17 protein-coding genes are annotated in these 21,206 nt (G+C 74.0%); 8 read left to right on the plus strand and 9 right to left on the minus strand.

From position 1 onward, the window contains the following. Window positions 1–8: 8 nt before the first annotated feature. Both treZ and ACWDAS_RS13665 read right to left on the minus strand, forming a co-directional pair. Complete coding sequence (gene treZ, locus ACWDAS_RS13660) at window positions 9–1,766, minus strand: malto-oligosyltrehalose trehalohydrolase (protein ID WP_450389448.1); 1,758 nt, start codon at window positions 1,764–1,766, stop codon at window positions 9–11. A gap of 29 nt (window positions 1,767–1,795) precedes the next feature. Beyond that, the gene (locus ACWDAS_RS13665; RefSeq protein WP_450389450.1) at window positions 1,796–2,704 is read right to left on the minus strand and encodes a GNAT family N-acetyltransferase; all 909 of its coding nucleotides are present in this window, start codon (window positions 2,702–2,704) and stop codon (window positions 1,796–1,798) included. A gap of 238 nt (window positions 2,705–2,942) precedes the next feature. On the opposite strand from ACWDAS_RS13665, the gene ACWDAS_RS13670 reads away from it, so the two are divergent. Next, a complete protein-coding gene (locus tag ACWDAS_RS13670) occupies window positions 2,943–3,497 on the plus strand; it encodes an FHA domain-containing protein (protein WP_450389452.1) in 555 nt (184 codons plus the stop codon). Between the two features lie 24 nt (window positions 3,498–3,521). Here ACWDAS_RS13670 and ACWDAS_RS13675 read toward each other — a convergent pair whose 3' ends face one another. The 4 genes from ACWDAS_RS13675 to glgX all read right to left on the minus strand — a co-directional run bounded on the left by ACWDAS_RS13675 (window position 3,522) and on the right by glgX (window position 9,353). Continuing rightward, a complete protein-coding gene (locus ACWDAS_RS13675; RefSeq protein ID WP_450389454.1) occupies window positions 3,522–4,058 on the minus strand; it encodes a hypothetical protein in 537 nt (178 codons plus the stop codon). Between the two features lie 44 nt (window positions 4,059–4,102). Further along, window positions 4,103–4,585: a VOC family protein gene (locus ACWDAS_RS13680; protein WP_450389456.1), complete on the minus strand. Its 483-nt coding sequence runs from the start codon at window positions 4,583–4,585 to the stop codon at window positions 4,103–4,105. Window positions 4,586–4,784: 199 nt separating this feature from the next. Then, window positions 4,785–7,181, minus strand: coding sequence for a malto-oligosyltrehalose synthase (treY, locus tag ACWDAS_RS13685; RefSeq protein ID WP_450389458.1), 2,397 nt, complete (start codon window positions 7,179–7,181; stop codon window positions 4,785–4,787). Between the two features lie 51 nt (window positions 7,182–7,232). Continuing rightward, window positions 7,233–9,353 (minus strand): glycogen debranching protein GlgX, encoded by a 2,121-nt coding sequence (glgX, locus tag ACWDAS_RS13690; RefSeq protein ID WP_450389460.1) that lies wholly within the window; start codon window positions 9,351–9,353, stop codon window positions 7,233–7,235. Window positions 9,354–9,587: 234 nt separating this feature from the next. Here glgX and ACWDAS_RS13695 point away from each other — a divergent pair, with 234 nt between their 5' ends. From ACWDAS_RS13695 to ACWDAS_RS13710, 4 genes are all read left to right on the plus strand, one after another. Beyond that, on the plus strand, window positions 9,588–10,427 hold the full coding sequence (locus tag ACWDAS_RS13695) for a Tat pathway signal sequence domain protein (protein WP_450389462.1): 840 nt from the start codon (window positions 9,588–9,590) through the stop codon (window positions 10,425–10,427). 19 nt (window positions 10,428–10,446) lie between these two features. Continuing rightward, complete coding sequence (locus ACWDAS_RS13700) at window positions 10,447–11,739, plus strand: copper amine oxidase (protein WP_450389463.1); 1,293 nt, start codon at window positions 10,447–10,449, stop codon at window positions 11,737–11,739. A 123-nt stretch (window positions 11,740–11,862) separates the two neighbouring features. Next, the gene (locus ACWDAS_RS13705; protein ID WP_450389465.1) at window positions 11,863–13,110 is read left to right on the plus strand and encodes an SAV2148 family HEPN domain-containing protein; all 1,248 of its coding nucleotides are present in this window, start codon (window positions 11,863–11,865) and stop codon (window positions 13,108–13,110) included. Window positions 13,111–13,342: 232 nt separating this feature from the next. Further along, complete coding sequence (locus tag ACWDAS_RS13710) at window positions 13,343–14,056, plus strand: exonuclease domain-containing protein (protein WP_450389467.1); 714 nt, start codon at window positions 13,343–13,345, stop codon at window positions 14,054–14,056. Here ACWDAS_RS13710 and ACWDAS_RS13715 read toward each other — a convergent pair. Then, window positions 14,037–14,501: a hypothetical protein gene (locus tag ACWDAS_RS13715; protein WP_450389469.1), complete on the minus strand. Its 465-nt coding sequence runs from the start codon at window positions 14,499–14,501 to the stop codon at window positions 14,037–14,039. The genes ACWDAS_RS13710 and ACWDAS_RS13715 overlap by 20 nt on opposite strands. A 58-nt stretch (window positions 14,502–14,559) precedes the next feature. Further along, complete coding sequence (locus tag ACWDAS_RS13720; RefSeq protein ID WP_450389471.1) at window positions 14,560–15,420, minus strand: phosphotransferase enzyme family protein; 861 nt, start codon at window positions 15,418–15,420, stop codon at window positions 14,560–14,562. A gap of 33 nt (window positions 15,421–15,453) precedes the next feature. Here ACWDAS_RS13720 and ACWDAS_RS13725 point away from each other — a divergent pair, with 33 nt between their 5' ends. From ACWDAS_RS13725 to ACWDAS_RS13735, 3 genes are all read left to right on the plus strand, one after another. Further along, window positions 15,454–15,810, plus strand: coding sequence for a hypothetical protein (locus ACWDAS_RS13725; protein ID WP_450389473.1), 357 nt, complete (start codon window positions 15,454–15,456; stop codon window positions 15,808–15,810). Window positions 15,811–15,963: 153 nt separating this feature from the next. Beyond that, window positions 15,964–16,863 carry a hypothetical protein gene (locus tag ACWDAS_RS13730; protein ID WP_450389474.1) on the plus strand — a complete coding sequence of 300 codons (900 nt, stop codon included), beginning with the start codon at window positions 15,964–15,966 and terminating at the stop codon, window positions 16,861–16,863. A gap of 99 nt (window positions 16,864–16,962) precedes the next feature. Beyond that, on the plus strand, window positions 16,963–17,262 hold the full coding sequence (locus ACWDAS_RS13735) for a YciI family protein (protein ID WP_450389476.1): 300 nt from the start codon (window positions 16,963–16,965) through the stop codon (window positions 17,260–17,262). A 65-nt stretch (window positions 17,263–17,327) separates the two neighbouring features. Here the strand turns inward: ACWDAS_RS13735 and ACWDAS_RS13740 are convergent, their stop codons facing one another. Next, on the minus strand, window positions 17,328–21,047 hold the full coding sequence (locus ACWDAS_RS13740; RefSeq protein ID WP_450389478.1) for a CHAT domain-containing protein: 3,720 nt from the start codon (window positions 21,045–21,047) through the stop codon (window positions 17,328–17,330). Window positions 21,048–21,206 lie beyond the last annotated feature (159 nt).

Consider the following 21,206-nt stretch of genomic DNA (forward strand, 5'->3'; position numbering starts at 1 on the left):
CAGGGTAGTCAGCGCTCACGGAGCACGGCGACCGAGTGGCCGGGCAGGTGGAGGCAGCCGGTGTCGGTGGGCGGTGGGCAGGGACGCCAGGAGGCGACCGGGACGTAGCCCGCGGGCTCGGCGCGGCCGGGGTGGTGGAGCGGGACGAGCGCCTCCTCCGGGGAGAGGTTGACGGCGACCCGGAAGCGGCCCCGGTCCAGCCGCAGGGTGTGCTCGCCCACGGCGACGTGGACGGTGTCGAGACCGGGGTCGGTCAGCTCGGGCTCGGCGTGGCGCAGGGCGATCAGGCGGCGGTACCAGGCGAGCAGTCCGGAGTGCGGGTCCTTGTCGCGTTCGGACCAGTCCAGGCAGGAGCGCAGCCGCGTCGCCGGGTCCTGGGGGTCGGGGATGTCCTCGGCCTTCCAGCCGTGCTCGGCGAACTCGCGGCGGCGGCCGCGGGTGATGGCGGCGGCGAGCTCGGGGTCGTCGTGGTCGGTGAAGAACTGCCAGGGCGTGCGGGCGCCCCACTCCTCGCCCATGAACAGCATGGGTGTGTACGGGGAGGTGAGGACGAGTGCGGCGGCCGCCGCGAGCAGGCCCGCGGGGACGCTCGCGCCGAGGCGGTCGCCGGTGGCGCGGTTGCCGATCTGGTCGTGGGTCTGGGTGTACGCGAGGAAGCGGTGGCCCTGGGTGGTCGTCAGGTCGACGGGGCGGCCGTGGGCGCGGCCGCGGAAGCCGGAGTACGTGCCGTCGTGGAAGAAGACCCGGCGCAGTGCCTTGGCCACGGCCGTCACCGGGGAGGCGGCGAAGTCCGCGTAGTAGGCCTGCGACTCGCCGGTGACCGCGGTGTGCAGGGCGTGGTGGAAGTCGTCGTTCCACTGGGCGTGCACGCCCAGGCCGCCGGCCTCGCGCGGGTCGGTGGTGCGCGGGTCGTTGCGGTCGGACTCGGCGATCAGGAAGAGGGGGCGGCCGACCGCGGCCGACAGGGCGTCGACGGCGGTGGACAGTTCCTCGAGCAGGTGCGTGGCGCGGGTGTCGACGAGGGCGTGGACGGCGTCGAGCCGCAGCCCGTCGAGACGGTAGTCGCGCAGCCAGGACAGGGCGCTGCCGGTCAGGAAGTCGCGCACCTCGTCGGAGCCGGGCGCGTCGAGGTTGACGGCGTCGCCCCACGGAGTGTGGTGGCGGTCGGTGAAGTACGGGCCGAAGGCGGGGAGGTGGTTGCCCGAGGGGCCGAGGTGGTTGTGGACGACGTCCAGCACCACCCCGAGCCCGTGGCCGTGCGCGGCGTCCACGAAGCGCTTCAGCCCGTCGGGGCCGCCGTAGGGCTCGTGCACCGCCCACAGGGACACGCCCTCGTACCCCCAGCCGTGCGTGCCGGGGAACGGGCAGACCGGCATCAGCTCGATGTGCGTGATGCCCAACTCGGCCAGGTACGGTAGGTGTTCGACGGCCGCGTCGAAGGTGCCCGCGAAGGTGAAGGTGCCGACGTGCAGCTCGTAGAGGACCGCGCCCGGCAACGGGCGGCCCGCCCACTCGTGGGTCCACTCGAAGCGGTCGTGGTCGACGACCGCGCTCGCCCCCTCCGGCCCGTCGGGCTGGCGGCGCGAGCGGGGGTCGGGCCGCGGCGGGCCCTCGTCGAGCGCGAAGGCGTAGCGCGAGCCGTGCCCGGCGGGCACGTCCGCGTACCACCAGCCCTCGCGTTCGGGATCGCGCCCCATGTCGTGAGCCCGGCCGTCGACCCGTACCTCCACCTCACCGGCGTCCGGTGCCCACACGTCGAAGCGCATGGGCACCATGCTGCACCGCCGTCCGGGGGTCACACCAGGTTGACGCGCTCCCCGGCGACCGGATAACCCGCCTTGGCGAAGTGCGCCGCCATCGGCGCGTTGCCCTGGTCGGTGGCGGCGGCGATCCGCTCCGCGCCGTGTCCGGCCAGGTCGTGCGTGCACTCCACCAGCAGGTCGTAGGCGTAGCCGTGGCCGCGCTGCTCCGGCACGACACCGATGAAGCCGACGCAGAACGCACTCGGGTTGCGTCCCGGTACCTGGATGCCGGCGAGCTCACCCTCCGGGGTGTACGCCAGACGCCACCATTCGCGCGGCGACTGCAGCCAGTTGAGGAACTCCAGCTCCTCGCGGGCGGCCGCATCCGGGCCCTGCAGCCGCACCGTGCGGCGGGTGTGCGCGTCGAGGCTGCCGACCCCGACGCGCTTCAGCACGTCCAGGATCACGGCGTCGTCCGGCTCGGGCCGGTACTCCAGCCGTCCGGTGCGCTCGGGAATCCCGCACTCGGGGGTCCAGATGTAGCGGTAGCGCTCGACGAGCAGCTCCATGCCGGAGACGATCGCCGCGTCGATGCGGGCCTGGGCGGCCTCGCGGACCTCCCGCCGCTCCCGCCAGCCGGGCGGCAGCGGCAGTTCGTACTCGGCCTTGAGCGGCGCCGTGCGCAGCAGTCGCACGGCGGCGTCGGCGTCGGTGAAGTCGAACCAGTCCAGGGCCACGGGCTCGTCGTCGTCCGGCCCCGCCCACCAGGCGGCGCGGGCGACGACGGTGCCGTCGCGGAGGGCCACCCAGGTCCAGTCGGGGCGGTACTCGCCGCCCTCGTCGAGCGTGGAGTACCTGTGACCCATGAGGGACCGGCCGACCAGGCCCTCGTCCTCGATGGTCAGGGAGTGGAACAGGTGCGATTCGCCCGCGGTGAGCGGGCGGATGACCAGATCAGTCATGAAGGGGAATGTCCTCACGGGAGAGCGGAGCGCTCCCGGTCAGACGGAGTACGCCCTGTGGACAACGGGGCGGGAGCGCGGGACAACGAACGGGTACATGGCTGCCGCCTCCTTCCTGGGTCAAGGGCGTGCGATCACCGTAACCATCCGCGTTCGGCGGCGTCCACGCAATTAACGGCGCGCCCCCGCAGACGCATCTCCTGGACACCCCGGGCCTGCCGGCCCGACAATCACGCAGGTGACCTACGAGTTCCCGACGCATCCGGCGCGGCCCACCGACGCCGAACGCGAGCGCGCCATCGAGGTACTTCGCGAGGGCGCCGTCGACGGACGTCTGTCGCACGACACCTTCGTGCGCCGTATGGGACTCGTCCTCAAGGCACGCCACTCCGACGAGTTGGCCGCCCTCATCGCCGACCTGCCGCCCGCGAAGGGGCGTTGGGCCCGCATGGCGGGCTCCGTCGTCCGCGCGGTCACCAAGACGTCGGCCTTCCGCGCCCGCATGCGCCACGCCTGGGCCGTCCAGCAACTGCCGCCCCTGCTGCTGCCCGCCCCCGCCCCCTTCCCGGTGCGGATCGGCCGGGACCTTTCCTGCACCTTCCGGCTCAGCCACTCCTCGACGTCGCGTTTCCACGCCGAGCTGAGCCACGAGGGCGGGCTGTGGGTCCTGCGCGACCTCGGTTCGATGAACGGCACCTGGGTCAACGGCCGCCGCGTCATGGGCTCCGCCGCCGTCCGCCCCGGCGACCAGGTCACCTTCGGCGCGATGAGCTTCCGCCTCACCACGGGGTGAGGCCGGGCCGCTCCGGGCCCGATCTCAGGTGCGGAACAGCGGCTCGTACGGTTCGTGGTCGTCGTCGTCCACATACGGCAGGAAGTCCGGCGCCGTGCGCGCCGCCGTCCTCCGCAGCCGGGCGACGACCTCCTCGACCGGAGGGGGTGTCAGCCCGAGGGTGGCCGCCAGTTCCTCGCGCTCCCGGTCCAGCTCCGGGTGGTCGGCGCGCACCTCGGCGTCCAGCTCCTCGGGAGAGCCCCCCGGGCACACCTCCCGCCACCACATCGGGCAGGACACGATCAGCTCGACGGCCTCGGCCAGATCCGCGCCGATGAGCGCAGCCCGCCCCTCGGAGTCCGCGAAGACCACCGGCCGCTCGGCGTCGCCGGGCTCGCCGCAGAGGAAGAACGTGCCGCCCGCGCCGTCGCCGGCTATGGGGCGCAGCGCGAGGCCCGAGGGCAGCCGCACGTCCTCGACCGGGTCGCGGCGGGTGATGTCGAAGTCACCGGGCCAGGCGAGGCGTGCCGCCGCGACCGGGTCGTTCTCGATGCGGGTGAGCAGGGCTTCCGAGGCGTCCATGGCAGGACGCTAACAGCGGGGTCCGACAATCCGGCCCGTGCTCCTCAGGCGGTACGGGACTGCGGCACCGGCTCGCGGCCGGCCGCGAGTGGCAGGACCCGGCCGGGGCAGGGGGGCGGCCCCTCGTCGACGGTGGCGAAGCGCAGCTCGTGGCCGTCCGGGTCGCGCAGCAGCGGGAGGAGCCAGCCGCGGGCGGTGCGGACCACGGCGCCGTGCGGCTCGCCGAGCGCGTCGAGGCGGGCGGCCAGCACGTCGAGCGCGGGGAGGTCGGGAACGCCGAGGGAGAACCACGCGAAGCCCGCGGCGGCCCCCGCGAGGGCGGGGTCGTGGCGCAGGCACAGCACGGGCCCGCCGCCGGGGTGGGCCATCGCGATGCCGGCGAAGGCGCCGCCCTCCGTGAACTCCGCGATCCGGTGGTAGCCGAGGACCCGCTCGTACCACGCCTCCGACCGGGCCGGATCGCTGACGGGCAGCGTGACGTGGTGTACCCCGGCGAGACGCGGGATGAAGGGAATATCGGTATACATGCCGCATACCGTACAGCGCGGCCGGTCGTGCGCCGTGAGCGAGGGAGCGGCGAGCCGGACGGCGGTTGACGGACCGTCAACGGGCGGCGCCCTCAGGGGATCGCGCGCCCGGCGGCCGCCCGGCCAACCCCTCGTGGTGCCGGGATCCATGACGACGTCATAGGACGGCGTGGTGGGGGAGTGCGGCGGGCAGTGGGTGTCACTCGTCCACGTCGCGCACCAGCAGGCCCACCGGGAGCCGGTCCAGGAGCTCCGCCAGGGGTGCCACGCCCTCGAACGGACGGCCCGTCAGCACCTCCGTCCAGACCCCCTCCGGCAGCACCAGCTCCGTGCCGCGCCAGCCGCCCGCGTCCGCGAGCCGCCGGGACAGCCGGGTGACCACCGTGAGCGCCCGCCCGCCGCGGACGAAGGCCACGCAGTGGGCCCCGGACGGACCGCGCGCGTACAGCGGCTCGTACGTGGCGTCGGGGCCGGTGAACCACTGCGGCCGGGCCCGGCGCAGCCGCAGCGCGGCCGTGGTCACCCGCCGCTTCTCGCCGGGGGCGTCACCGGCGGCGCCCGGGTCGTACGGCCTGCGGTTGGCGGGGTCGACGAGCAGCAGCTGCCGCTCCTCGTCGCCCTGGTACACATCGGGCACGCCCGGCATGGTCAGGTGCGCCAGGTGCGCGCCGAGGGCGTTGACACGTTCGGGCCCGCGCAGGGCGCGGTCGATGCGCTCCGTGGCGAAGGCGGCCGGTCCGCCGACCAGTTCGCGCACGAAGCCGGTCAGCTCCTGCTCGTACTCGGGCCGCTGGTCGGTCCAGGAGGTGCGCAGTCCCGCCTCGCGCTCCGCCTTGAGCATGGTGCCGGCCACGAGGTCCGCCGCGCCGGCGTCGCAGAAGACCGCCGCGTACTGCCAGGCCTGGTACTCCACATGACGCTCGGGGAGCGGGATCCCGCGGTGTTCCAGGTACTCCCGCAGATTCCCCGAGACCTCGCCCACCCAGTCGGCCCACTCGCCCGGCAGCTCGGTCAGCGCCGCGAGCCGGGCGCGCACGTCGGCGCTGCGCTTGGTGTCGTGCGTGGAGCGCACGGTCCCGGTGAGCGGCCAGTCGCGCCGCAGACGCTCGCAGAAGGCGTGGAAGTCCTCCGGGGAGACGGCGGGGCGGTCGGGTTCGCGGCCGACCTCGTTGAGGCAGAGCAGCGGGTAGTAGCGGTAGAAGGCGGTGTCCTCGGCCGACTTGGCGCGCAGCGCGGAGGAGACCTGGGCGAAGCGCACAGGGAAGTCCGCGGCGGCCTCGCCGCCGCCCTTGAGGCGTCCCAGGGCCAGGTCGCACACCGTCCCGGCCGCCGGATGCCCGGTGGCGCCGGTCGCGGCCTCCAGCAGCGCCGTGTCCTCCGCGCCCGCGGGCTCGCCGGGGACGACGTACGGGCGGTAGCGCGGCAGCCGTACGAGTGTCGCCTCGATCGCCTCGCGCAGCGCGGCGGGCTCCAGCCCGGTGGCGCGGACGGCGGAGCGGGTCAGCCGGTCGACCTCGGCGGCCAGGTCGTGCGTCGCGATCCGGTCCGCGGCGGCCCGTACGGTCGCCGCCCAGTCGCCTCCCGCGTCGGCCGGGGCGCCGGTGAAGCCGCGGTAGAAGCGGGTGATCTCCTCCGCGCCCGCCGGATCGGTGAACAGCCCGTCCAGGCGGTCGAGTGCGTCGTAGCCGGTGGTGCCGGAGCAGGCCCAGCCGGCCGGGAGCCGTTCGCCGCCGGTGAGGATCTTCTCCACGACCGTCCACCGGCCCCCGGAGGCGTCCGCGAGCCGCCGCAGGTATCCGGCGGGGTCGGCGAGGCCGTCCGGGTGGTCGACGCGCAGGCCGTCGGCGACGCCCTCGTCCAGCAGGCGCAGCAGGGTGGCGTGGGTGGCGGCGAAGACCTCGTCGTCCTCGACGCGGACCGCGATGAGGTCGGAGATGGTGAAGAAGCGCCGGTAGTTCAGCTCGGTGCGGGCCTGCCGCCACCAGGCGAGCCGGTACCACTGGGCCTCGACCAGCGAGCGCAGCGGCAGCTCCTCGGTGCCGGCCCGCAGCGGGAAGGCGTGGTCGTGGTAGCGCAGCACCCGCTCCCCGGCGGCGTGGTCCCGCTCGACGCGCAGGTCGTCGAGCACCTCCTCCAGCGGGGCGCCCAGCACCGGCAGCAGCAGCCGGTCGCCCTGGGCCGCCCAGTCGATGTCGAACCAGCGCGCGTACGGGGACTCCGGTCCCTCCCGCAGCACCTCCCACAGCGGCCGGGCCAGGTACTCCGGCGCGGGGACGGCCATGTGATTGGGCACCACGTCCAGCACGAGCCCGAGGCCGTGCGCCCGGGCGGTGCGCGCCAGCGAGCGCAGCCCCTTCTCGCCGCCCAGTTCCTCGCGCACCCGCGTGTGGTCCACGACGTCGTAGCCGTGGGTGGAGCCGGGCACGGACTGCAGCACGGGGGAGAGGTGGAGGTGGGAGACGCCGAGCGCCGCCAGATGGGGGACGACGGCCTCGGCGGCGGCGAACGGGAAGTCGGGCTGGAGCTGCAGCCGGTAGGTCGCGCTCGGCACGGAGGGGACGACAGCGGTCGGCGGGGTCGCGGCGCTTTCTGTCATGGAGGAGTGACTACCCCGCCGACCGGTATGCCCATCACATCGGGCGGCCGGTTACGCCGGGCGCTGCAGCACCACCATGCTCCGGTCCGCCAGCCGCAGCCGGTCGCCCTGGGTCACCTTGCGCCCCGAACCAGGGGCCACGCCCTCGGGGCGCTGGGTGTCGACGACCACCTGCCACTCCTTGCCGTGGTTGACCGGCACCACGAAGTCCAGCGGCTCGTACCAGGCGTTGAACATCAGCAGGAAGGAGTCGTCGCCGATCCGCTCCCCGCGGTCCCCCGGCTCGGAGATGGCGCTGCCGTTGAGGAAGACCACCAGGGCGTTGGCCTGGGCCTCCTCCCAGTCGTCCTGGATCATCTCCTCACCCTCAGGGGTGAACCAGGCGATGTCCGAGAGCTCGTCGTGCGTCCCCTCGACGGGGCGCCCGTGGAAGAAGCGGCGGCGCCGGAAGACCGGGTGGTCGCGGCGGAGCCACACCATCTGGCGGGTGAATTCGTGCAGCCGCTCGGTGTCCGCGTCGCCCTCCTTGGGCCACGGAACCCAGGACAGCTCGTTGTCCTGGCAGTAGGCGTTGTTGTTGCCCTCCTGGGTGCGGCCGAACTCGTCGCCGTGGGCGATCATCGGCACGCCCTGGGAGAGCATCAGGGTGGCGATGAAGTTGCGCATCTGGCGCTCCCGCAGGGCGAGCACGTCCTCGTCCTCGGTCTCGCCCTCGGCGCCGCAGTTCCACGAGCGGTTGTGGCTCTCACCGTCCCGGTTGTTCTCGCCGTTGGCCTCGTTGTGCTTGTCGTTGTACGACACCAGGTCGCGCAGCGTGAAGCCGTCGTGGCAGGTCACGAAGTTGATGGAGGCCAGCGGCCGGCGGCCGTCGTCCTGATAGAGGTCGGACGAGCCGGTCAGCCGGGAGCCGAACTCGGCCAGTGTGGCCGGTTCACCGCGCCACAGGTCGCGCACGGTGTCGCGGAACTTGCCGTTCCACTCGGTCCACAAGGGCGGGAAGTTGCCCACCTGGTAGCCGCCCTCGCCGACGTCCCAGGGTTCGGCGATCAGCTTCACCTGGCTGACCACGGGGTCCTGCTGCACGAGGTCGAAGAACGAGGACAGCCGGTCCACCTCGTGGAACTGCCGGGCCAGGGTCGCCGCGAGGTCGAAGCGGAAGCCGTCGACGTGCATCTCGGTGACCCAGTAGCGCAGCGAGTCCATGATCATCTGCAGCACGTGGGGGCTGCGCATCAGCAGTGAGTTCCCCGTGCCGGTGGTGTCCGTGTAGTAGCGCGGGTCGTCGGCCAGCCGGTAGTACGAGGCGTTGTCGATGCCCCGGAAGCACAGCGTCGGCCCCAGGTGGCTGCCCTCGGCGGTGTGGTTGTAGACCACGTCGAGGATCACCTCGATGCCGGCCCGGTGCAGCTCCCGTACCGCCGTCTTGAACTCCAGCACCTGCTGGCCGCGGTCGCCCATCGACGCGTAGGCGTTGTGCGGGGCGAAGAAGCCGATCGTGTTGTAGCCCCAGTAGTTGCGCATCCCCGTGTCCACCAGCCGGTGGTCGTGGACGAACTGGTGCACCGGCATCAGCTCCAGCGTGGTGACGCCGAGTTCCACCAGGTGCGAGATGACCGCGGGGTGCGCGAGCGCCGCATACGTGCCGCGGATCTCCTCCGGCAGTTCCGGGTGGAGCATCGTCAGGCCCTTGACGTGGGCCTCGTAGATGACGGTGCGGTGGTAGTCGATGCGCGGGCTGCGGTCCTCCGCCCAGTCGAAGTACGGGTTCACCACGACCGAGGTCATGGTGTGCGGCGCCGAGTCCAGGTCGTTGCGGGACTCGGGCTCCCCGAAGCGGTAGCCGTAGACCGCCTCGTCCCAGTCGATCGTGCCGCTTATCGCCTTCGCGTAGGGGTCGAGCAGCAGCTTCGCTGAGTTGCAGCGGTGCCCCCGGGTCGGCTCGTGGGGACCGTGGACCCGGAAGCCGTACCGCTGACCGGGCATGATGCCCGGGACGTACGCGTGGCGGACGAAGGCGTCCGCCTCGCGCAGTTCGACGGCGGTCTCCGAGCCGTCGTCCTGCAGCAGACAGAGCTCGATCCGCTCCGCGGCCTCCGAGAAGACCGCGAAGTTGGTGCCGGCGCCGTCGTACGTGGCGCCGAGGGGGTATGCCTGACCCGGCCAGACCTGCATGTCGTCGACTCTTCCACTTCTTCGCCGGGCGCCGGTAGGCCGCACCCCGGCCACATCGGTGCCGAAAGGGCATCGTCACGCAAGTGGACCCCTCCGGGCATGGAATCGCCAAGTTCTTCCCCGTTACGGGTGTCCCAATTCCCCTGCCTGCCGCAAGAATCCACCGCCCTCGGGGAACCTGTGTCGTGTTGATCCCGTCAGAACAAGTGACAGTACGACACAGGGGAGACATACGTGACAGATCAGGGGGAAAGTCGCTCCTTACTGCGAAGGGAAGGAGTCGGGCGCGGTCTCACGCGCGCCCTGTGGGGTGGCGGCGTCGCCGTCGCCGCCACGGCGGTGATGATCGCCGTCACCCTGCCGCGTGACGCCTCCGGCGACGACCACTCCACGACGGGCGGCCCCGCCGCCGCGTCCGGAGCGCCGGGGCGGCAGGACACGGGCAGCGGCGGAGTGACCGAGGACGACGCGCCCCAGGGCGGGCAGCAGACCGGTCGCGGGCCTCTGACCAAGGCCGAGGTCGACCGGGCGAAGTCCATAGCCCTGCAGCGCGACGCGCTGCGCAGCGCGGAGAACGTGGACGGGGGGCGCGGGCCGGAGTACCTCGACACCGACCTCGCCGAACCGGCCGACGCCTCTGGGGCGTCCGCGGACGAGGCCCGCCGGGTCGAGGTGCTCTTCTACGACTACGGGCACGACCGGCTCGTGAAGAAGACCGTCAACCTCACCGCCGGCACCGTCGAGCACACCGACACCGCCACCGGCATGCAGCCGCCGCCCTCGAACGACGAGACGCGGGAAGCGGCGGCGCTGCTGATCCAGGACGCCCTCGGCAAGGGCCTCCGCGCCGACTTCAAGGCCGCCACGAAGGGCCGGGAGCTCACCTCGCCCGACCAGCTGCGGCTGCGCGGCATCTCGTTCAACACCTCGGAGCAGTCCGCCCCGGCCGGTTTGGGCAAATGCGGCACGCATCGATGCGTACGGCTGTTCACGCAGGTGAAGGACGGGCCGTGGATCGATACGACCAATCTGGTCGTCGACCTCAGCGATCGCACCGTCGGCCGAGTCCACTAAGAGCGGAGACCCAGCAACCATGCGCACCCCGAACGTGCGCCGGGCCCTCGGTACGGCCTCGGCGCTCCTGCTCCTGCCCGCGCTCTTCGCGGGCTCCACGGCCGGCGAGGCCGGCGCGGCCCCCCGGGCCGGCACCGCGGCGGCGGTGGACTGCGGCACCGCCACCGCCATCACCAAGACCCTGCCGAACGGCACCGGCTGGAGCATGTGCTGGCGGATGAGCGGAACCAAGGGCCTGGTCCTGGAGAAGATCGCGTACAAGCCGAAGAAGGAACCGCAGCCGCTCAAGGTGCTGACCTCGGCCACGCTCGCGCAGGTCAACGTCCCGTACGACTCGGGTCGGACCGAGTACAACGACCTGTCCGACATCGGTTTCGGCAACACCGCGATCGACATCGGGCCCGAGGAGTGCCCGGGCGGGACGATCAGCTCCGCCTACATCCCGCAGCAGCAGCGGAACGTCAAGGCGCTGTGCACCACCACCGCCCCGCACGGCTACGCCTACCGCAGCGACGTCTACGACGACCAGGGCAACGCCAAGAAGTACACCAAGCAGGGCAGCGACCTGGTGGTCTTCTCCGTCTCCCAGCTCGGCTGGTACGAGTACATCACCCAGTGGAACTTCTCCGACGACGGCACCATCACCGCCAAGATGGGCGCCACCGGCGACCTGTCGCCCGGCGACTACAGCGGGGAGGGCACCGGCTGGCCCATCGGCCGGGGCAACCACGACCACTCCACCAGCCACTACCACTCGGTCTTCTGGCGGCTGAACTTCGGCCTGGACGGCTCCACGCAGGCCAAGGTCGAGCAGTTCGACACCAAGAAGGCCGGCCAGGGCTCCGGCTCCGCCATCCTGAAGACCACCAGGACCCCGGTGACCAAGGAGCTGGCCGCCTCCTCAGCGCTGCGCCGCTGGTGGCGCGTGGTCTCCACGGCCGGCAAGAACGCCGACCAGCACCCGCGTTCCTGGGAGCTGGTCCAGCAGCACTCCGACCACTACGACGCCCACGCCTACACCTCGAAGGACGTGTACTTCACCCAGTACCGCGCCTGCGAGCAGCTGGCCAGCGGGAACAGCGACCCGGCCTGCAACGGCCGGGGCACCTCGGTCGACAAGTGGGCGGACGGGGAGGCACTGAAGCACCCGGTCGTGTGGGTCAACGTCGGCTTCCACCACATCCCCCGCGACGAGGACCAGAGCCCCATGCCGATCCACTGGCAGGGTTTCCAGCTCGCGCCGCGCGACGTGACCGCGATGAGCCCGCTCACCCCGGACGACCTCTCGGGCCACAACGGGCAGGGTCACTAACGGCGTTGCCCGGCAAACCCGGTAAGCATGTGGTGAAGTAGCGTCGTTACGGCTGCACCGCCTCCCGCCCCGCAGTACCCTTCCTTGATCGTGGACGGGGGCGGGAAGGCGGGTGCAGTCGTGATGTCGGGAGGTCTGGTGCTCCCCGGTGGTGGTGATCAGGGGGACCCGGGCGGCGGCATCGGCGAGGGAACCACCGGCACCGCCTCCCTCGCACTGCCGTTGGAGATCGGAGCGGAACTGGACTGGGGCGCCGACGAGTGGGCCGAGGTGCGTACCCGCGCCCGGCGCGCCGGCCGGGCATACGTGTGGCTCAACCTCGTCGAGCAGCGGCTGCGCGCCGTCGTGAACGCCGTGCTGCGCCCGATCTACGAGCCCGTGCACGGCGACGAGTGGGTGGTCGCGGCCGCGGGGCCCGCCGGTCACGAGTGGGTGCAGCGGGCCGCCGCCGTCCGCGAGGTCAGCCGCCGCAAGGGTTTCCTGCTCGACCCCGCCGACGACAACATCCTCAGCTTCCTGACCCTGCCGCAACTGCGCGAGCTCGTCATCCAGCACTGGCCGTGCTTCGAGCCCTATCTGGACGACCGCCGGGAGCTCGAACTCGCCCTGGACGAGCTTGAGGTGGCCCGGCACGTCGTCTCCCGCAACCGCGCCCTGTCCCGCACCGTCCTGGACCAGGCCGAGCGGGCCGCCGCCCGGCTGCTGGACATGCTCGGCTCCGGGCCCGGCTACCCGTCCGCCGAGCGGCTGCCCGTGGACGCCGTCGAGGAGCTCGTCGCCGACCGCTACGCCGATGTCGTCGGCGTCTACCCTGACCGCGTGCGACTGCAGCGGCAGCTTCCCGCGGAGGACCTCTTCGGGACCGCGCGCCGCCTCGACGCCGTGGGCATCGGCCTCAATCTGCTCGTACAGAACTATTCGGGCAAGCGGCTGGTGCGGCTCGCGGAGTCCGGGTGCCGCGTGCGGCTGCTCTTCCTCAACCCGGCGAGCAGCGCCGTCCGCCGGCGCGAGCGCGAACTCGGCCTCGGCCGCGGGGAACTGAGCCGCTCGGTCGAGATGAACATCATGCACATGCGCCGGGTGCGGGCGCGGCTGCGGGACACCGCCGCCTTCGAGATCCGGGTCTTCGACGAGACCCCGCGCTTCACCGCCTACCTCGTGGACGGGGACACCTCGGACGGCCTCGCGGTCGTCCAGCCCTACCTGCGCAAGGCGCGCGGCATGGAGGCCCCGGTCCTCATCCTGCGCGGCGGACCGCGCCAGCTCGTGCAGACCAGGGCCGACGAGGTCCCCGAGGCCGAGCACGGGCTGTTCGAGATCTACCGCGAGGAGTTCGAGGGCGTCTGGGCCGACTCCCGTCCGGTCTCCTGACGGCCCGCCGGACCGCAGGCCCGCCCTGAACCGGGCGGTCGCACAGCCCGGCCGGAGGAGTGTCAGTGGCGCGCGGGATGATGGAGCGGAACACGGGGGAACCGCGGGAAGGACGTACGCCAATGGGCAGGGGACGACGCCGGGCATGGCAGGCCGGTTGCGGACGGGGGGCGGCAGGCAGCCGCAGGCGCGGCGCGGGCGGCGCCCTCGCCGCCGGCACGGGGGCCGCGCGATGAGCTGGATCAGCGGCCCGCTGGTCGCCTTCGACCTGGAGACCACCGGCACCGACGTCGAGACCGACCACATCGTCACCGCCGCCGTCGTGCGGCTGGAGGCGGACGGGGCCGTCTCGGAGGAGCGGACGTGGCTGCTCGACCCGGGGGTGGCGATACCCGAGCAGGCGTCCGCGATCCACGGCATCTCGACCGCCCACGCCCGCGCGCACGGGCTCCCGGCGGGCTCGGCGGTCGAGGAGATCGCCCACGCCGTCGCCGAGGTGCTGCGCTCGGGCACACCGCTGGTGGTGATGAACGCGCGCTACGACCTGTCGCTGCTGGACCGCGAGTGCCGGCGGCACGGCGTCGCGTCGGTCAGCGAGCGGCTCGGGAGCGGGCCCTCACCGGTCATCGACCCGCTGGTCATCGACAAGCACGTCGACAAGTACCGCAAGGGCAGGCGGGCCCTGCAGGCGCTGTGCGCCCACTACGGGGTGCCGCTGGAGGGAGCGCACGACGCGAGGGCGGACGCGCTGGCCGCGGCCCGTGTGGTGCGCAGCATGGCGGAGCGGCACCGGCCCGTCGGCCTGATGCCGCTCACGGACCTGCACGACCTTCAGGTCCGCGCGGCGGCGGAACAGTCGGCCTCCCTGCAGGCGTATCTGCGGCGCACCGCCGACCCGGCGGCCGTCGTCGAGCGGGCCTGGCCGGTCATCCCCCGGCCGAGGTGACCGCGGGGCTCGCCGGCGCGGTCGCCGCGCAGTCGAGGACCCGCCCGTCCACCGTGCCGACCAGCAGCCTGCCGGCACCGGCCGACGTGAGCGACAGGGGCACCACTACCTGCCCGTCGACACGCAGCCGGTGCCGCCGGCGCGGCCTGCCGGTCCGCGCGTCGAGCGCCACGACCTCCCCGGACCGGAAGGCGACCGAGTTCACCGGCCGGCGGCAGTCGTGCACGTGCCGGCGGCGCAGGTCCTCCGCGTCGTAGACACCGACGCGGTACTGCGGCCACCGGTCGATCGGGGGCCGTCCCGATTGGGGCCACGGGCTCCGTCCCATGTCCCCGCCCACGACCACGCATCCGAGACGCGGGTCCGCCGCGGCGACGGCCGGCTCGCCGATCCCGGCGAAGGGACGGTCGCCGAGGACACGGCGAACGACCAACGGATCCGGCACGCACACCGCCTTGGCCGGAGGAGCGCCCCATCCTCCCAGCCGGGGCGGCGCGACGGGTTCAGAAGGGATACCAGCGCACCGACGGATCGCCGTCCCGCAGAGAGGCCACGCGCCGGCGGAACTCGGCGAGCGCCGCCGGATTCCCCGGCGCGTGCTGTGCCACCCAGGCGCAACTGGCGGTCTCCCGCGCACCGCGCAGCACCGCGCAGCCCTCCCACTCGCGCACGTCCCAGCCGTAGGCGGCGGTGAAGGCGTCGTAGGCGGCGGGGTCGAGGCCGTAGCGGTCCCGGCTGAGCGCCATGACGACCAGGTCGTGCTCGCGCAGGTCGCCGGAGAAGGTCTCCAGGTCGACCAGGACCGGGCCGTCCGCGCCGACGTGGACGTTGCGCGGCAGGGCGTCCCCGTGGATCGGTCCCGGGGCGAGGCGCGGGGTCAGCGCGGCGGCCGCCGCGGCGAAACCGTCCCTCCGCTCACGCAGATAGGCGGCGTCAGCGGGGTCGACCGCCGTGCCGGCCAGCCGCAGCCACCGCTCGACGCCGTCCAGCAGGTCGCGGCGCGGCAGGGCGAAGTCCGGCTCGGGCAGGGCGTGCACGAGCCGCAGCAGCGCGGCGAGGTCGGCGGGCTCCGCGGGCCGCACGGTGTCCGGCAGCCGCTCCCAGTACGTCACCGGGTGCCCTTCGACCAGCCGGGCCTCGGGCGCCGCCGCCCGTACCGCCGGGACGCCGTGGGCGGCGAGCCAGGACGCCGTGCGCACTTCGCGGGCCGCCCGCTCCAGCAGTTCGGGACCGCGGCCGACCTTCGCGACGGTCACGCCGTCCGCGAGCTCGAACACCGCGTTCTCACCGAGCGCGATCAGCTTCGCGCCGTCCTGTCCGTCCGCCGCGAGCACGGCCCGCGCGAGCTCTTCGGTGAACGCCATACGGCAATGATCGCAGATCAGTAGGCTGGGCCGGTGGACGAGGACTACGTCATGGCCTTCTGCGAGGCGCTCCCGGAACTGCGGCGTGAAGCGCTCGGCGATCCGGGGGATGCCGCCGAGGTGGAGGCCGTCGCGGAGGCCGTACGGCAAGGCACCGGGGACCTGCTGGCGATCAGCGACCTCGCGTTCCGGCTCGGCGTCCGGATCAACGACGGCCGCGTGCAGTGGGGCGGCTACCCCCAGCTTCCCGGCCTGGCCGGCGGGGGCGGCGGCATCCTGCGCTACCGCTGCCCGCGCGGGGTCTGCGCGCGCAGCGAGGACCCCACCGGGTCCGTCTCCGCCCCGCACTGCGCGGTCTGGGACACCGACCTGCGGCGCGTGCGGTACTGAGGGCCCGTCCTTCAGGATCCCTGCGGGGGAAGGAGCGGCGACCGCTGCGTGCGGGTCGGGGCGGTTGGGGCGACGGCGTTCGGCGGCAACGTGGCGGAGGCGAGTGCCGGACGGCGCTGCGCGACTCAGGTCCGGAAGGCGGGTGCTAGGGCGGTGGCCGGACTGCTGGACGAGCTCGGCGGCAAGCTCGCCGAGCGCTGGGTCTCCCTGCTGGCCCTGCCCGGCTCGCTCTTCCTCGGCGCCGCCTGGGCCGCCCATGTGCTGGGCGGCGGGCGGCCGTTCGACGTGGGCCGCCTGCTGCGCGAGGTCGAGCGCTACGCGGACTGGACGGACGCCCACGGGGGCGCGGCGCTCTTCCTGGCGCTGGTGGCCGTGCTGCTGCTCGCCGTCGTGCCGGGCCTGGTGGTGCAGGTCCTCGCGCGGGCCGTCCAGGTGCTCTGGCTCGGGCCCTGGCCCGGTGGGGCGGGCGCGCGGCTCGTCCGCCGGCGCCGCGCCCGCCGCGAGCGCGCCGACGCGGACGTCGCGGCGCACCTGCGACGCCACGAACACGGCGGCGGCGAGGACGAACTGACCGCCGCCCGCGCCGCCGAGGCACGACGGGACCGCATCGCGCCGCTGCCCCCGGCCCGTCCCACGCGCATGGGCGACCGGATGCACGCCCTCGAGCACCGCGTCGGCGAGTACTACGCGGTGCCCTTCGCGGTGGTCTGGCCCCGCCTGTGGCTGGCGGCCGCGGAGGCCGACCGAAGGGAGGTCCGCGAGGCGGCCGGTGCCTTCGAGGCGTCCGCCCGGCTGTGCGGGTGGGGTCTGCTGTACGCGGCGCTGGCCTGCGCCACGTCGTGGTGGCCCGCACTCGTCGTCGGTGTCGTGGTCGTCCTCGCCGCCTGGTGGCTGGGCCGCGAACGGCTCTTCGCCCTCGCGGACCTCGTCGACGCCCTCGTCGACCTGCGCCTGCGCTCGGTCGCCCGTGCGATGGGCCTACCCGTCCCGCCCGGCCCGGTCCCGACGGCGGCCTGGCTGGAGCTCGACATGGTGCTGCGCCGGCAGCGGTGACCGCGCGGCACTGCGGCACCGACGCACCGCCGCCGGCAGTGGACCGGGCTCTGCCATGATGTGCCGGTCCGCCTGGCCCGCCGAGGAGATCGGACGGGAATGCTGCACCTGCTGCTCCTGACCTACACCGGATCGGAAGAGGACGCGGGGCCGTTCGTCGCGGCCCACGTCGATCACCTGGAACATCATCACCGTGCCGGTACCTTCCTGGTCTCCGGGCAGACGGTGCCCTCGACGGAGGGCGGCGCGATCATCGCCCGCGGGGTGGATCGCCGGGCGATCGAGCGGATCGCCGCCGAGGACCCGCTGGTGACCTCGGGCGTGGCCACGTACGAGATCACCACCATCGATCCGGGACGTGTGCACCCCGACCTCGCCGGCCTGCTCAAGGGCGAGTGACTCTTCCGTCCGCCCTCGGCCGGTCGCGGCCACCGGCCACAGTGGTGATGGCTGCGGCACGGGGCTCAGCGGCCGATGTGGACGAAGGGGGCCCAGGCCGCGGGGGAGCGGGCGTAGCGGGTGCGGAGGGCGCGGGTGACGTGGTTGAGGGCGCGTCCCGCGTCCGCGGGGGCGACCGCGCCGGGGACGGGGGCGCGGATCGCGGCGTAGAGGCGGGCGGCGAAGAGCGCGGAGGCGGTGTCGTCGGCCTCCCAGAGGGCGCCGACGACCTGCGGGTAACCGGCGGTCTGGAAGGCGGACGCGAGATGGACCGCCTCGTCGGGCAGTTGCCCGCTGTGCGCGGTGTGGCAGGCGAGCAGTACCGCGAGTTCGGCGTAGAGCAGTTCCTGCCGGGAGACGTCCCCGACGCTCAGGGGCCCGCCGTGCAGCACGAGGTGGCTGTCGGACGGGTTCTCCGTGTCGCTGACGCCGTGGCAGGCGAAGTGCACCCAGCGGGCGGTGCGCATTGCCGACAGGACGCGTTCCGGTGTGGCCGTCTCGCCCTCGAGCCCGCGTACGCCGCCCAGCGCGTCCGCGATCGCGGCGATCTCCCGGGCGGAGGCGCCCGCCGCGCCCGCCCTGCCGGTGGGCTGGCCGACGGCGAGCAGCCGCCCGCCGGTGCGGCCGGAGGCGGCCCGGCGGGCGTGCCGCAGGGCGCGGAGAGTGGGGGTGTAGGAGGAGGCGACGCGGTCCAGGACGGTGCGGCCGTCGCGCAGTTGGTGCTTGCGCTGCAGTCCGGCGGCGTGCAGCGGCAGGTAGGCCAGCGGACCCGAGGCGGACCACCACAGCCGCGGCATGCCGGAGGCGGGGGCGTCCTCGGGGAGCGGCCGGGTGAGGCCGAGGGCGCCGAGGACCGGTTCGGCCACCGTGCGCCAGAGCCAGGCGAAGGTGTCCAGGACGACCTCACGGGCGCGGTCGTGCTCCTCGCGGGGCGCCCCACGGGGCAGGTTCACCGCCGCCAGGAACTCCTGCGCCCGCAGGGCGATCCGGCCCTCCGTCAATTCCCGCAGCGGCACGGAGAAGATCCGCTCCGTCGTGACGACGATGGCGTCGCACCGCAGTCTGTCCACGTTGACCGCGACGATCGGGCCCTCCGCGGCCACGGCCCGCATCTCCTCCTCCGTGGGCGGCATCAGGAAGCGCTCGAATCCGGCCCTGCCGCGGAGGCGCATCAGCAGCGCCTCCCACTCGGCGGCCGCGATGTGCCGCTCCATGATGTCGTCGCCCGACTCGGCCCGCCGCATCCGCGCCGCCAGGGCCGAGAACTCCCGGGCCAGCATCGGGTGCGCCGCGGCGAGCGCGGTCAGGTCGGTGCGGGCCTCCAGGTCCTGGCCCATCAGGACCGCGCGGCCCTGTTCCAGCAGCGCCAGGGCCTGGGCGGGGCGCCCGGCGGCGAGCGCCGCCGCACAGCCGGTGCGGCCGAGGCTGGTACCGGTCAGGGGATCGGGCCGGCCCGCGCCCGCGGGGTCGCCGCCGTCCACCTGGAGGTGGGCGATGGGGTAGCGGCGGCCGAGCAGCGCGCCGCTGACGAAGGCCCGCCGGTCGTCGCGCGTCAGAGCGCGGGAGGCCACCGACGGCAGGGTCTCCAGGGCGCGTTGCGCGGCGTCGGCGGCGGCCGCCCAGCCGCGGTGCTCCAGAGCGTCGGCCATGGCGATGCGCGCGATCTCGAACTTCAGCGCCGGCATCTCGCCCGCGGGTTCCGCCGCGAAGGCGACCTCGGCCGCCCGTGCCGCCTGCGGGTCCCCGCGCACCGTCGCGTCGGTGTAGTCGGCCCAGTGGCCGTAGGAGGTCACCATCCCTCCGAGCAGGTCCGACATGCCCGGGGCCCGCTCCACGCGCCGCGAGGCGTCGGCGATCCGCCGGCGTGCCTCTGCGGCCAGGACGCGATCCTGGGTGAGCCCGGCGAGGTTGGTGAGCGCGTTGGCGTACTCGACCTCGCCGGCAGCGCGTTCCGGGGCGTCCTCGGGCAGCCGGTCGAGGGCGGCGCGCAACTCCCGGCAGCAGGTGCGCAGTCCGTCGGCGTCCATGCCGAGCACCGCCCGCATGTGCTGCCAGGGTGCCGAGGTGAGGACGAGAAGGGCGTGCTCGCGGGTGCCGTGGGGCAGCTCGGCCAGGACGCGGTCACCGAGCGCGGCCGCCTCGTCGATCACGGCTGCGTCCTGGTCCGTCATGTAGCGCATCGCGATGACCGCCATCAGCAGGCCGGCCGTCCGGGCGCGCTCGGGGGTGCCGGGACCGGTCCGCTCCAGTGCCTCGCGCAACTGCCGTTCGGCGTCGGCGACGAAGGCGGGGTCCATGCCCTGGGGTGTGCCCGGACCCTTGGCCAAGGCCTCGACCAGGGCCCGCATCTCCTGCGGGACGGGGAAGGCGGCGGTGAAGGGCGCGGGCGCCTCGTGCGCCTCGTGCGCCTCGTGCCCGCCGGCGTCCGGCCCCGGCGCGGGCACCGGGACCACGACAGGTTCCACGGCCGGTTCCACGATCGGTGCCGGGACCGGGTCGGGCTCCGGTCCCGGGCCCGGCGCACGGCCAGGTTCCGTACGGAAGCCCTCCGGCGGCATGGCCGTCCGGAACTGCACCGGCGGCAGCGCGGGCGCGAACCGCACCGCCATCGGCAGGAACCGGGTCGCCATCGAGCCGAGGGCTCGCGGGAAGAGCCGCATCTTGCCGCGTAGTTCGCCCACTCCGGCCGCCTTCCGGGCGATGTGCGGCAGCAGCGGATGACCGGGCGGCAGCCGTTCCATGAGCGCGCGCAGCATCCGCTCGGCCTCGGCGGCGTCCGCGACCTCCCAGTCGACGACCGCGCGGGCGGCCAGCAGCGAGGCCATGTTGACCTCGTAGACGCCGTTGTCGTCCGGCAGTCCCTCCGCCCGGAACGCCTCCAGGTGGCCCATCGCCTCGTCGATCGTCGCGCGGCTCGGCGCCCAGGGCAGCGTGCACATCAGCGCGGCCGACAGCGCGAAGCGGACGGTGCGCAGCTCGTGCCGGTCCCGGAGCGCCGCCGTGGCGCGCCCGCTCGCCGCGGCCAGCGCCAGCCGCCCGCCCCGGACGGCGATGTCCACCGCCGCCCGGTCCTGCGGGTGGGCCCGTAGCCAGGCGATGCCGGCGAGCACGGCCACCCGGCCGGCGTCCGGGGCGTCGACGTGCTCGGCGGTGACCGCCTCGAAGGCCGCCCGGGCGCGCGGCCACAGCGCCGGCAGTTCGTCGGTGGCCCCGGACTCGTAGCGGATCAGGGCGGAGTGCGCGAGCCGGGCCAGCAGCCCCGGACGGCTGAGGTCGTCCGGCGGCAGGGTCGCCAGCAGGTCCGCCACCCTGTCCTCCGCGGGGTCGGCGGGCCGGAACGGCTGCTGGGCTGGGCCGGCCGGGTAGGTGGCGGCTATGGCGACGAGGTCGTCCGGGGAGCGGTGCTGGGTCTGCGCGGCCAGGTGGTGGCGGACCTCGGACGCGGTACGGAAGTCGCCGTACAGGTGCGACAGGGTGCGGTCGGCGAGCTGCAGATGCAGGACGAGCCGGGCGCGCAGCGGATGGTCGCCGTGCGCGGTGTCCAGGGCGAGGATCATCAGCGCGAGGGCGGCGGCGGCCGGGGCCCGGCCCCCGTCGTGCCAGGAGGCCCGTAACAGATGCTCGGCCGTCGTCAGCAGGCTCTCGGGCGTCGTACCGGCGTCGGCGACCAGGCGGGCGGTGTCGGGCGGCTCCGCCAGCCCGAAGCGAGCGAGCATGCGGTGCACCGCGGCGCGCGCGTCCGCCATCAGCCGCCCCCGATCCCCCGACGTGTGCGTCGCGGCAGGATAGCGCGCAGCGCGTGGCCGGTCCGCCTCGCCCGGCCCCTGTGGCGGGCAGGACGTCGGCCGGTCCGCCCCGCCGACCGCGGCGCCTCGGAGGCGTCCGCCGCGGAGACCGCCACCCGC

The sequence above is a fragment of the Streptomyces sp. NPDC001070 genome (assembly GCF_053598835.1).